The sequence below is a fragment of the uncultured Gimesia sp. genome (assembly GCF_937910335.1).
In the GTDB taxonomy this organism is placed as follows: Bacteria; Planctomycetota; Planctomycetia; order Planctomycetales; family Planctomycetaceae; genus Gimesia.
The window spans coordinates 1-12,657 of sequence record NZ_CALEMX010000242.1 but is presented as its reverse complement, the minus strand read 5'-3'; the positions used below and the strand labels follow the sequence as shown (position 1 = coordinate 12,657).

The 12,657-nt window shown below is 46.2% G+C and carries 10 protein-coding genes; 2 read left to right on the top strand and 8 right to left on the bottom strand.

Annotation, left to right across the window (positions count from 1 at the left end; translation table 11 throughout):
- Nucleotides 1–66: 66 nt before the first annotated feature.
- The 6 genes from Q0668_RS09690 to groL (Q0668_RS09665) all read right to left on the bottom strand — a co-directional run bounded on the left by Q0668_RS09690 (nt 67) and on the right by groL (Q0668_RS09665) (nt 6,291).
- Nucleotides 67–360 carry an FmdB family zinc ribbon protein gene (locus tag Q0668_RS09690; RefSeq protein ID WP_298863506.1) on the bottom strand — a complete coding sequence of 98 codons (294 nt, stop codon included), beginning with the start codon at nt 358–360 and terminating at the stop codon, nt 67–69.
- 39 nt (nt 361–399) lie between these two features.
- Complete coding sequence (gene grpE / locus Q0668_RS09685) at nt 400–948, bottom strand: nucleotide exchange factor GrpE (protein WP_298863504.1); 549 nt, start codon at nt 946–948, stop codon at nt 400–402.
- A gap of 87 nt (nt 949–1,035) precedes the next feature.
- Nucleotides 1,036–2,178, bottom strand: coding sequence for a molecular chaperone DnaJ (dnaJ, locus tag Q0668_RS09680; protein ID WP_298863501.1), 1,143 nt, complete (start codon nt 2,176–2,178; stop codon nt 1,036–1,038).
- 177 nt (nt 2,179–2,355) lie between these two features.
- Nucleotides 2,356–3,975, bottom strand: coding sequence for a chaperonin GroEL (gene groL / locus Q0668_RS09675; RefSeq protein ID WP_298863498.1), 1,620 nt, complete (start codon nt 3,973–3,975; stop codon nt 2,356–2,358).
- 162 nt (nt 3,976–4,137) lie between these two features.
- Nucleotides 4,138–4,428: a co-chaperone GroES gene (locus Q0668_RS09670; protein WP_298863495.1), complete on the bottom strand. Its 291-nt coding sequence runs from the start codon at nt 4,426–4,428 to the stop codon at nt 4,138–4,140.
- Between the two features lie 141 nt (nt 4,429–4,569).
- Nucleotides 4,570–6,291 carry a chaperonin GroEL gene (groL, locus tag Q0668_RS09665; RefSeq protein WP_298863493.1) on the bottom strand — a complete coding sequence of 574 codons (1,722 nt, stop codon included), beginning with the start codon at nt 6,289–6,291 and terminating at the stop codon, nt 4,570–4,572.
- 755 nt (nt 6,292–7,046) lie between these two features.
- Between groL (Q0668_RS09665) and amt the strand changes: the two genes are divergently transcribed.
- Together amt and glpK are read left to right on the top strand one after the other, a co-directional pair.
- Nucleotides 7,047–8,405: an ammonium transporter gene (gene amt / locus Q0668_RS09660; RefSeq protein WP_298863491.1), complete on the top strand. Its 1,359-nt coding sequence runs from the start codon at nt 7,047–7,049 to the stop codon at nt 8,403–8,405.
- A gap of 269 nt (nt 8,406–8,674) precedes the next feature.
- On the top strand, nt 8,675–10,162 hold the full coding sequence (gene glpK, locus Q0668_RS09655; RefSeq protein WP_298863488.1) for a glycerol kinase GlpK: 1,488 nt from the start codon (nt 8,675–8,677) through the stop codon (nt 10,160–10,162).
- 105 nt (nt 10,163–10,267) lie between these two features.
- Here the strand turns inward: glpK and Q0668_RS09650 are convergent, their stop codons facing one another.
- Complete coding sequence (locus Q0668_RS09650; protein WP_298863486.1) at nt 10,268–10,957, bottom strand: TrkA family potassium uptake protein; 690 nt, start codon at nt 10,955–10,957, stop codon at nt 10,268–10,270.
- Nucleotides 10,958–11,029: 72 nt separating this feature from the next.
- Nucleotides 11,030–12,657: potassium transporter TrkG (locus Q0668_RS09645; protein ID WP_298863483.1), on the bottom strand; the 1,628-nt coding region annotated here is incomplete at its 5' end.

The window sequence follows — 12,657 nt, the reverse complement described above, 5'->3', positions numbered from 1 at the left end:
GAAAAGAGGAGCAATTGAAAAGTCTGATGCTTTTATAGATCAATTCAGGCAGAATTTCAAAGGTATTCAGGAATCAGACGAGGAACTCTTTTTCGAAGAGTCTGAATTGTCACTTTTGGGCTTTGAACTTTCCGATTGTGCTTTACTGTCTGCCTCTGCCGCTTTTTTATAAGAGCTGCTACGGTAATCGGTTTGGTAAAAGCCAGACCCTTTAAAGATGATTCCGGCACCGGCGCCGATCACTCGTTTGGCTTTGAGTTTGCCGCAAGCAGGGCATTTTCTGAGCGGTTTGGCTTTGATGGATTGAAACTCTTCCCATTTATTATCGCACTGGGAACATTCATAATCGTATGTTGGCATCGTTCATCTTCTCACAAAAAAAAGACAATGAGAAACTAATCAACTTTCAGCAGGGCCGGAAGAAACAATCACTTTAGTGGGGCGAACGACTCTGTCATTGAGAATAAAGCCCTGTTCGAGTTCATGAGTAACAGTCATGGCAGGATGTTCATCTGAAGGTAACTGCTGGAGCGCTTCATGCAAATTAGGGTCAAATGGTTTTCCTAAAGCATCAATCGCTTTGACATTATGCTTCTGGAATACATCCAGGATTTGTTTCGCCACCATTTCCACACCTTGTTTGAGATCATCAACCTGCTCCGCGTTTTCAGCGGCATCGCTGGCTCGTTTCAGGTTGTCCAAAGCTGGTAACAAATCTTGAATGAAGGGAGCGGCAGCGTAGAGTTGCAATTGCTCCAGCTCTCTGTGATAGCGTTTACGTGTATTATCTAATTCCGCCTGTGATCGTAGAAAACGATCCTGGGCTTCAGCACGTTCAGAAATTGCTGTCTGTAGTTGTTCTTCCATGGATGGTGATTCATCAGTTATTTCAACCGGATCATTTTCCGCTTGGTTTTGAATTTCTTCGGGTTGTTCCATATCTGCCATTCTTCCAACCTGTCGCACCTGTTTTAAACAGTTTGTGTATGAGAGAAACAAAAGGGAGTATTTATAACGAACACACTCTGATCATTATTAATCTGAGTGTGTAAAGTATTCTTTTAATTTGTCAAGAAACGAATTTCGATTGGGGCTGCGGTGTAAAGAAACTTCTGCATGTTCAACTTCTGCTAACTCTCGCAGTAATTCTTCTTCACGTTCTGAAATTTTCTTTGGTACATCAATCTGGATGATGACATGCAGGTCCCCTTTGCGACCACCACCGTGTGGATTTGGCATTCCCAGACCTTTCAGGCGGAAGATTTCACCAGGTTGAGTTCCTGATGGAATTTTCAGTTCGTGTCGTCCTTCCAATGTCGGGATTTCGATCTCTGCACCCAAGGCTGCCTGAGTGTATGTGATAGGAACATGACAACTGAGTTCCTGTTCCTGACGTCGGAACAAAGGGTGCTCATCGACGCCAATCACAACATACAGATCTCCCCGCGGACCTCCGTTTAAACCTGGATTTCCTTCGCCTCTCAGACAAAGCTGCATCCCATTGTCGATACCCGGTGGTACTTTGATGTCCAAGTCAACGTCATTGGTAACCCGCCCTTCCCCACGGCAGTCAGTACATTTATCCGAAATGACTTTGCCTGCACCTTGGCAGCGCGGGCATGTTGTCTGAACTCGGAAAAATCCTTGAGATTGCACGACCTGTCCTGCCCCGCCACAGTAATCGCAGTCATCAGGTTCCGTACCCGGTTTTGCGCCCGAGCCGTGACAGGTTTCACAAGTTTCCTTACGCGATATATTAATTTCCCGTTCACAGCCAGAAGCAGCATTCAAAAGATCAATCTGGAGACTGGTACGCAAGCTTTCTCCCTGTTTCGGGCGATTGCCTCTGCCCCGTTGAGAGGAGCCTTTGAATCCGAAGCCTTCAAAAAGATCTCCAAAAGCACTGAAGATATCTGAGGCATCATGGAATTGACTACCACCTGCCCCCGCCCCAAAATCGGCATGCCCATAGCGATCGTAGTGAGCGCGTTTATTGTCATCATTCAAAACTTCGAAGGCTTCTGCAGCTTCTTTGAAACGTTTGATCGCTTCTTCGTCACCCGGATTGCGGTCCGGATGATTCGCCAGCGCCAGTTTCTTGTATGCCTTCTTGATTTCAACGCTGGTCTCTTCGCGCGATATACCGAGAATTTCATAATAATCGCGTTTCGATGCCATTGATCACAACTCGTCTTTAAAGGTTTTGAAATTTACCAATCCAGCGCTGGTGAAATTTCTGATTTCAGCTGTTCCATTAGAATTGAAAAAAACGGGCCACCATTTTACGGCGGCCCGTCTGATATCATATAAATTATACCGAATTTCAATGAGACGAATTTCAGTAAATTTCAGAAATTATCGAACACTTCCTTCGACATCAGCCAGTTTACCACCTTCGGTACTGTCACTGTTTGTGACAAGAACCTGCGTGGTTAACATCAGGCCTGCGATAGAGGCGGCGTTCTTCAAGGCGTTTTTTACGACCTTGGCAGGATCAATAATTCCCGCTTTGTACATATCAACGTACTCGCCAGTATTGGCATTATAGCCTTTGGAACCGGAAAGTTGTTTCACTTCATCAGCGACCACAGCACCGTCAGTTCCACAGTTTTCTGCAATTTGACGAATCGGACCTTCTAAAGCACGAGCGACAATAGTGATGCCAATCTTTTCGTCACTGTTTTTGCCTTTGACCTGTTCAACGGCTTCAATAGCTCTGAGAAGTGCCACTCCACCACCGGGAAGAATTCCTTCTTCGACAGCAGCACGAGTTGCGTGTAAAGCATCTTCCATGCGGGCTTTCGTTTGCTTCATTTCTGTTTCGGTTGCAGCACCTACAGAAATAATCGCCACGCCGCCAGTCAGTTTGGCGAGCCGTTCCTGGAATTTTTCGCGATCGTATTCACTATCCGTTTTTTCCAGTTGTCCACGGATCTGGGCAACACGTGCCTGCAGGGCTTCGGTTTCTCCAGCACCTTCGATCAGGGTACAGGAATCTTTAGTGATTTCAATCTGCTTGGCTTGACCAAGCTGACTTAATTCAACCGATTCCAGCTTGATGCCCAGGTCTTCAGAAATGACAATACCACCAGTCAACACGGCAATGTCGGCTAACATGGATTTACGACGATCTCCAAAACCGGGAGCTTTTACAGCCGCGATATTAAGCACACCTCGTAATTTATTGACAACCAAAGCAGTTAAAGGCTCGCCTTCAACATCTTCAGCAATGATCAATAAAGGCTTACCGGTCTGCGAAACTTTTTCCAGTAGTGGTACCAGATCCCGCAAAGCGGAAATCTTTGACTCATGAATCAGAATGTAGCAATCCTCAAGAATGCACTTCATGCCTTCGGTGTCAGTTACAAAATAAGGGGAAATGTATCCCTTATCGAACTGCATCCCATCAGCAAAGCTCAGGGTCGTTTCATTCCCTTTGCCTTCTTCAACGGTAATCACTCCATCACGACCCACTTTTTCGACGGCATCGGCAATTAAATCACCGATGACAGAATCGTTGTTTGCCGAGATCGCACCGACCTGGGCAATTTCCGATTTTGCCGTGACCGGTTTTGCGAGGTCTTCAATGGCTGCCACAGCTGCTTCGACAGCTTTGTCGATTCCACGGCGAACAATCATGGGATTGGCTCCCAAGGATAATCCTCGTAAACCTTCCTGATAGATTGAGCGAGCTAAAACGGTGGCAGTTGTTGTGCCATCACCGGCCACATCGCTGGTTTTGGAAGCAACTTCGTTAACCAGTTTTACGCCCATGTTTTCAAAAGGATCTTCAACATCAACTTCCTTACTGACTGTAACACCGTCTTTGGTTACCACTGGGTTTCCAAAGCTTTTGTCGATGATCACGTTGCGCCCCGTGGGACCCATTGTGATTGCTACAGCTTTGCTGATGGTTTGCACGCCTTTTTGAAGCTTGGCACGTGCGAAATCTTCAAATAATAGTTGCTTTGCCACGCTTATAAACTCCTCTGTTTAACAGGAACAAAAAATTGATCGGATTTCTCCGGTCACCCCTGCGTGATTATGTTGTTTGGATTGGATTCTTCAGGCAGACAGGCATTGAAACGCAGTTAACGATTGAAATGACTGACTGGTGTTCCGATAACAATTCAATTTTTATTTGATGATTTTGGCAAGAATATCACTCTCGCGTAAAATCTTTACTTCTTTGCCACTGACTTCAATATCTGTTCCGCCATATTTACCGTAGAGAACTTCGTCTCCGACTTCGACGGCAACCGGGCAACGTTCGCCGCTTTCCAGAAGTCGTCCAGGTCCGACAGCGACAACAGTGCCGCTCTGGGGTTTTTCCTGAGCAGCGTCAGGAAGAACAATACCACCGGCGGTTGTTTCTTCGGCAATATTGGGTTCAATAACGATACGGTCATCAAGGGGATTCAGTTCCATTGTGTTAACTCCCGATTATTCCAGTTAGTCTTGTTGTATATGTGAATCCAGGATCAGTTCCCGGATAAAAACGATGTTGATTGTTACAAAGCAAAGTCAGTTATGACTTCGTGGTCATCCCAGACAGGATTCCCAGTATTACTAGAAGCCGCCCATTCCAGGCATGCCTCCCATACCCGGCATTCCGCCACCCATTCCGCCCATGCCTGGCATTCCGCCACCCATGCCGCCCATACCACCCATGTCGTGGTGATCGTCATGATGGTGATCGTCTTCTTCATCCTTAGGTTCTTCGACGATGATGGAATCCGTTGTCATAAGCAAAATGGCAACACTAGCTGCATTCTGCAAGGAAGAGCGTACAACCTTAGCGGGGTCAACCACACCAAAATCGAACATATCGCCATAACGATCATTCAAAGCATCATAGCCATAGGAATTGCTTTTATCTTTTTTGACACGGTTGGAAACGACTGAACCATCGAGACCTGCATTTTCTGAAATGGCCCGCAAAGGCATTTCCAGAACTTTTTGAACTAACGAAACGCCCAGTTTCTGATCGCCAGACAATTTTAAACTATCGAGCGATTTTGCGGATCGTAATAAAGCAATTCCACCGCCTGGGACAATTCCTTCTTCAATGGCAGCACGAGTTGCAGAAAGTGCGTCATCGATCAGGTCTTTTCGTTCCTTCATTTCAGTCTCAGTAGCAGCACCCACATTAATCTGTGCTACACCGCCGGCTAATTTTGCCAGACGTTCCTGCAGTTTTTCACGATCATATTCGCTATCTGTCACTTCGATTTCTGCACGAATCTGTTCAGCACGACCGTTCACAGCGGCTTTGTTTCCACCACCACTGACGATCGTGGTATTATCAGTACTGATATGAACCTTCTTGGCTTGACCAAGATCTTTCAATTCAATGGTTTCGAGTTTAATTCCCAGGTCTTTGAAAATCGCTTTTCCGCCAGTCAATACGGCAATGTCTTCCAGCATTGCCTTGCGGCGATCACCATAACCGGGGGCCTTGACAGCACAGACTTTAATGATGCCTCTCAGCTTGTTAACAACTAATGTTGCCAGGGCTTCGCCTTCAATGTCTTCGGCAATGATCAAAAGCGGAGAACCATCTTTCGAGACCTGCTCCAGTAGAGGAACCAGTACTTGAGCAGAGCTGATTTTTTCTTCATAAATCAGAACACGAACTCGTTCGAGGTCGCAGGTTTGATGATCTTCATCAGTAACAAAGTGAGGGGAAAGGAATCCTCGCTCAAACTGCATCCCTTCAACAAGATCAACTTCTGTTGAAACTCCACGTCCTTCTTCCACGGTGATCACACCATCGGCTCCGACTTTCATCAGGGCATCTGCCAGAATTTTTCCAACTTGTGGATCATTGTTTCCAGCAATGGTGGCTACCGTTTCGATTGCTTTTTTATCTTTCCCTTTTACTTCTTTGGAGATTTTTCCAATCTGTTCGACAACTGCATCAACGGCTTTTTGAACGCCGCGACTCAGTGCCATCGGATCTGCTCCCGAAGCAATGTACTTCAATCCTTCCCGATAGATGGCTTCTGCCAGAACGGTTGCTGTTGTGGTGCCATCACCGGCAACATCATTCGTTTTGGAGGCAGCCTCTTTTACTAACTGGACTCCCATGTTTTCAAAGGGGTCTACCAAGTCGATGTCTTCAGCTACGGTGACACCATCTTTGGTTACCTTGGGGGTTCCCCAGCCTTTGTCCAAGACAGCGTTTCGTCCTCGCGGCCCAAGCGTACTGCTTACTGCTCGCGATAATTTCTCAACGCCTGCCAGTAAACTCTTCCGGGCCTCTTCGTCAAAGCTTAAAAGTTTTGCCACAGTCTCTCCTCAACCAGCAATAATGGCCAATAAATTTGTCCATGACCACGATGATATCTCACACGATTAACTCTACCTGCAAATCAAATGCAGGTCGGCGTGTGAGTACGTTAGGTGTAATACAACAAAGTTGGCAGGGTCATACCTGTACCCCGACCATCACAGACTCTAAAAGCAATCATCATGCCAATTGAAATCACAGTCTGTAAGAGACAGATATATAATGATTTATGAAATCCCCTTCTTTCAGATTGTGATCTCAGACTGCCAAGTTGGCAGCGACTCATCGGAATGAAATCTCTATCCTGTTTTGGTCTCTGCCCCATGTTGGATAGGGATCAAGTCTCTCAGTTGGCCCGCGAGATGATCGCACGGTTTATTGAAATGAAGGTCGTCGATGAGAATGGAAGCCATGATTTCACAGTTCAGAGTTTTTAACGGAAATTCTGTGCTTAATTGAAAGGCAGGCCTGGTTTATTTTGCCTGAATAACCCGCAACAGAAAGCGACGCCAATGTCGAATCTTCTCCAGATTAATTTATTATGCGATGTCATAAGATACTGAAATTAAACATGATAAGAGCATGATACCTTTCCTGAAACAGCATTGAGGCACACTCTTTGCTTTGTGACTTCTCACCAAAAAGTGCTCAACTTATTGATTGGTGATTAGGGGTCTCTATCAGATTTATTGGATCTGAAAGCAACAAGTAAAACAGCGAGTGATTTAGACTCCGGGAAAGGTTTGCATCAAAAATGAACTGGAAACATGCGCTCACAGGATTAACGGCTAGTCTGGTCGTTATTTTAGCGTTCTCACAACCGACTTTGGCTTTTGACGAGCCGGAAACCGCAGAAAAACCGGCAGCCGAAGCGGCTGAAGAAACAACTACAGCAGTGGAAGAAGCCCCCAAACTTTCATTGTCTGAGCTATATTATGCACTCGATAACAGTATGTTATTTCTATGTGCAGTTCTCGTGCTGTTTATGCAGTCCGGTTTTGCTATGGTTGAGTCAGGGTTTAACTCTTCCAAGAATACAATCAATATTCTCTTCAAGAATCTCATGGATGTTTGTGCCGGCGTTTTAATCTATTACACCGTAGGCTATGGATTGATGTATCCCGGTGATAGTGGTAATGGGTACTTTGGCTTCGCCCAGTTTGGGATTGGTGAGGCAGGAGATCCCGGTCCTGGAGTTCTACATCCCCAAGTCGACTTTTTATTCCAGGCCGCCTTTGCAGCAACAGCCGCTACGATTGTTTCCGGAGCCGTTGCCGGGCGTATGAAGTTCAGCTCTTACCTGATCTACAGTATTATATTGACTGGGATTATTTACCCGATTAGTGGTTACTGGAAATGGGGCGGTGGATGGTTAGACGCCATGGGCTTCTATGATTTTGCGGGTTCCATTGTGGTTCACGCCGTGGGTGGTTTTGCAGGTCTGGCTGGTGCCATTGTCTTAGGACCAAGGATTGGACGATTCAAAGCTGGAAAATCAGTTCCCATCCCCGGACATAATATCGCACAGGCAACTCTCGGAGTATTCATTCTCTGGGTCGGCTGGTACGGATTTAACCCTGGAAGTCAGTTAGCATTCGGTGGAACAGACAATACAAATGCAGTGATGTTAATTGCGACAAATACCACTCTAGCCGCGGCCACCGGTGGTGTCGCAGCGATGATTTTGGGTTGGCTCATGTATGGCAAACCCGATATCTCGATGGCATTGAATGGTGTTTTGGCTGGATTAGTGGGAATCACTGCCAATTGTGACAGCGTGACTAATATCGAAGCAATCGCCATTGGTGGTATTGCAGGACTACTTGTTGTATTTGGAATTCTTGCCTTGGAAAAACTGAAAATCGACGATCCCGTCGGTGCTTTCCCCGTGCATGGTCTTTGCGGCATCTGGGGCGGAGTTGCCACCGGTATCTTTGGAGACTACAACCTGGGAGTCCAGATTCTGGGTTCTGTTGTGATACCTGTTTACGCGTTTGTAACCATGTTTATCCTCTTCTCATTCTTGAAAGTCATCGGACAACTCCGAGTTTCCGAAGAAGACGAATTAAAGGGTTTGGACCTGTCCGAACATGGAATGCAGGCTTATCACTGAGCCTTATTTTCTGAAAAGTGATATTTGAAAACACTGGTACTTTGCAGGAGGTACTTAAAGTGTGACTGACTGATGGCTTGAGAAATGAATTCTCTTGCCATCAGTTTTTTTATGCGCCGTTATAAACAACAGTTTCTTGATTCAGAAGAAATCACAAGATTTCCTTGAGAACTACGAGTGGTTTACTTAATGTGAAGATGATAGATAATCAGTCAGCAACGATCTATACAAGAAATCCATTCACTCGTATCCAACTCCGGGAGATGTAGATGACAAAATATGTTTTGGCCCTCGATCAGGGAACGACGTCCAGCCGATCCATTTTGTTTAACCATCAAGGGCAGATTGAAGCCACCGCGCAGCAAGAGTTCGAGCAGATTTTTCCCTCTCCGGGACTGGTTGAACATAATCCGGATGCCATCTGGGATTCCCAGTTAGCAACAGCTCAAAAAGTGATCCAGCAGTCAGGTACCGAGCCTGCAGACATTGCCGCCATTGGAATCACTAATCAGCGCGAAACGATTGTGCTCTGGGATCGTGAGACGGGAAAGCCGGTTTCGAATGCCATCGTCTGGCAGAGCCGCTTGACGGCTGCACGCTGCGATCAACTCAAAGCGGAGGGTTATGAAACATTATTCCGTGAGAAAACCGGGCTGGTCCTTGATGCCTACTTTTCCGGCAGCAAAATTGAGTATCTGTTGAATGAAATTGAGGGCCTGAGAAGCCAGGCCCAGGCTGGCAAGATTCTAATGGGAACAATCGACACTTTTTTAATCTGGCGATTGACGGGTGGAAAGGTGCATATCACCGATCCGAGTAATGCCTGCAGGACTCTGCTCTACAATATTCACACTCATGACTGGGATGACGAATTGTTAGCGGTATTTGATATTCCCCGTTGTATGTTGCCGGAAGTGAAAGATTCCAGTGAAGTGTATGGAGAGACGACACCCGAATTGTTTGGGGCGCCGATTAAAATTGCAGGCATTGCCGGTGATCAGCAGGCGGCGACTTTTGGCCAGGGGTGTTTTGAATCGGGCGCAGCCAAGAATACTTATGGAACCGGTTGTTTCATGTTAATGAATACAGGCGAAGAGCCAGTCCCTTCCAGTAATGGACTGTTAACCACGATTGGGTGGCGCATTAATGGAAAAGTCACTTATTGTCTGGAAGGATCTGTTTTCATTGCCGGTGCTGCAATCCAGTGGTTACGCGATGGATTACAAATCATCAAGTCAGCACCTGAAGTCGAAGAACTCGCAGCGAAAGTCGAGGATTCAGGCGATGTCTTCTTTGTGCCAGCATTTGTCGGTTTAGGGGCACCTTACTGGAATCAAAACGCCCGCGGCACTCTCATCGGCTTGACCCGGGGATCGACGAAGGAGCATATTGCTCGCGCTGTTCTGGAATCGTTGGCATATCAAAGCTGTGACGTCTTGCACGCGATGGAACAGGATTCCGGAATTCAACTCAAAACTCTGAAGGTGGATGGCGGCGCTGCCGCTAACAATTTGTTAATGCAGTTTCAGGCAGACATGTTAGATGTTCCAGTTCAACGGCCCGTCGTTCATGAAACGACGGCTTTGGGAGCCGCCTATCTGGCGGGTCTGGCAGTCGGGTTTTGGCAGGATCAGGAGGAAGTCACCCGGAACTGGGCACTCGATGCGGAATATCATTCAGCGATGGAATCTACCAAACGCGATCAATTGTATCAACGCTGGCAGAAAGCAGTCGAACGATCCAGGGATTGGGCTTAATCTTACACCTCAGGCGGAGGTTTCAACTCGGACTCCCTCTGGTTCTTCAGCCTTTGTGAGAAGAGAGCAAATTAAACTGTCAGAGTAGAATCACATGCGCCATGATTAAGTATTGCTGGTAGGGAGGCGTGCCAGATCTTGATCCTTTCCGATAATTAATAAGATATCCGATTCCTGAATCTGATAATCCGGGTGTGGAACGCAATCGGTCGTATAAATCTTGTCCGTTGCTTTTTCTATTGCTTCGGAATTTCGTTTGCGGACGGCGACGACGTTAACTGAGTATTTAGAGCGTAGACTCAGTTCGGTCAGATTTTTCCCCACAAATTCGTGAGGTGATAAAAGCTCAATCATTGTATACCCATCGCCCACCTGCAGATAATCTTCCAGATGGGGGTTTGCCAGCAATCGAGCGAGGTGTGCTCCCGCCTGCACTTCAGGTTGAATCACATCTGTGGCACCAATTTGCATGAAAATTTCGGCATGAAACTTCGACTGAGCTCGGCAGATGATTTTGGGGACGCCCAGTTTTTTGACAATCACCGTCGTCAATAAGGCTGCTTCGAAGTTCTCACCAATCGAGATGACACAGGCATCTACTTTGTCAATTTCTTGACTCTTGAGTGCCATTTCATCTGTGGAATTCAGACGGACTGCAATGGCGACCTCATCTTTGACTTCGTTGACCAGCTTGTCAGAATTGTCAATCGCAATGACTTCTACTTTGCTGGATCCCAGACTTCTGGCCAGTTCTATTCCAAATCGTCCTAGCCCGATGATTGCTACTTTTATCACTGGATCGTTTCTCCCACAGATGATGAAATGGTCTTAAGTGTCGCTGAATTTTTCGTTTACTTAGATCTTAACTTAACCTAAATGGATGCTTTCTTCTGGGTATCTATAATTATAGGAAGGTCCGCGATTAGAAAGTGCAATCATAACCGTAAGTGGTCCTACTCTTCCAATGAGCATCGTAATGATGATGACCCATTGCGAAGGTGTTGTTAACTCAGATGTGATCCCCGTGCTAACTCCCACTGTGGCGAAGGCACTAGTCGTTTCAAACAAATGATCCAGAAAGATATCCTGTCTGTTTTCGAATAATACAACTAGCAGCGTTGAAGACATTAAGACCAGCATACCTAATGAAATAATAGTTAAAGAACGGTTGATCAAGTTAGGGGGTATCGTGCGCCCCATGATTTCTACGCGATCTCTACCTTTAAGTAGAGACCAGACAGAAAGTAAGGCCAGAGCGATGACAACCGTTTTGACACCTCCCCCCGTTGAGCCGGGAGATGCTCCGATAAACATGAGTAAAATGGCAAATAATTTCGACTGTGGTTGATAGGCCCCTAAATCAACAGTGTTAAAACCCGCTGTCCTGAATGTAACAGATTGGAACCAGGCCGAATTTAATAACTCCCAGGAAGAAACGTCTTTTTCCGGATGAATTGACTCAAGTAGATAGAGACCAAGGGTGCCTCCGACCAGCAGAAAGATCGTTGACAGAAATACAAGGCGTGACGAAATCGTAAGCCTGACTTTTTGAGTAGGATGATTGAATAACGGTTTTCGCACCGTCATGTTTGAGAAATGGGTGATTCCATACAGCAAAAAATTATAATTTACTACGAATCCAAGACCACCAATGATGATTAAGGCCGGCATGACGATCGAGATTTGCCAATGATGTCCCATGCCCATGAAATTATTATTCATCAAACTGAAACCTGCGTTACAGTAGGCGCTGATCGAATGGAATAAACTGTGATAGATACGATCATGCCAGGGAAGCTCTGGCCAGAGGCCTGACAAAAAGAAAGCACCAGTGAGTTCTGTAAAGATGGTGATTCCCAGAATCGCCAATAGCAAGCGTCTCACGCCTCCCCGTTGATGAGATTCCAGCATCTCACTGAATGTGACACTCTCACGGATTTGCATCGTCTTCGCAAAAGCGGCGGCAAAGAAAGCACCAAATGTCAAAATTCCCAAGCCACCAATTTGAAACAGAAACATAATAATGGTGTGACCGGTTCTGCTCCAGTAAGTCCCGGTAGGGACCACGATCAATCCTGTGACACAACTGGCACTTGTGGAAGTAAATAATGCGACAAGAAAAGGAGCCCCCTGGGTCGTTGTCGCAGCAGGATCTTGTGCGCGAGCTGAGGGAAACATCAGGAGGATTGTTCCAATCGAAATCAAAACCAGAAAGGAACCGACAACAATTAAGGCAGGATTCCAGCCGCGGGATGAAACGCGACGAATTAAAATAATCGTTTCATAGAGACCTCTCAGGATGACACAGAATTCTGAGATACCGAGAATCAATTCCAGCCGACCAGGAGATTGGGGAATCAGGTCATGAAAGATCAAAATAACCAAAATGGTAAGCAACCATAAACCGGAAATTGTGAGATAGATCAGATTTTTCTTGAGAAATTCTTTTCGGGAGAGATGCCACACATAGCGGATTAGTAGACTCAACGTGAAAT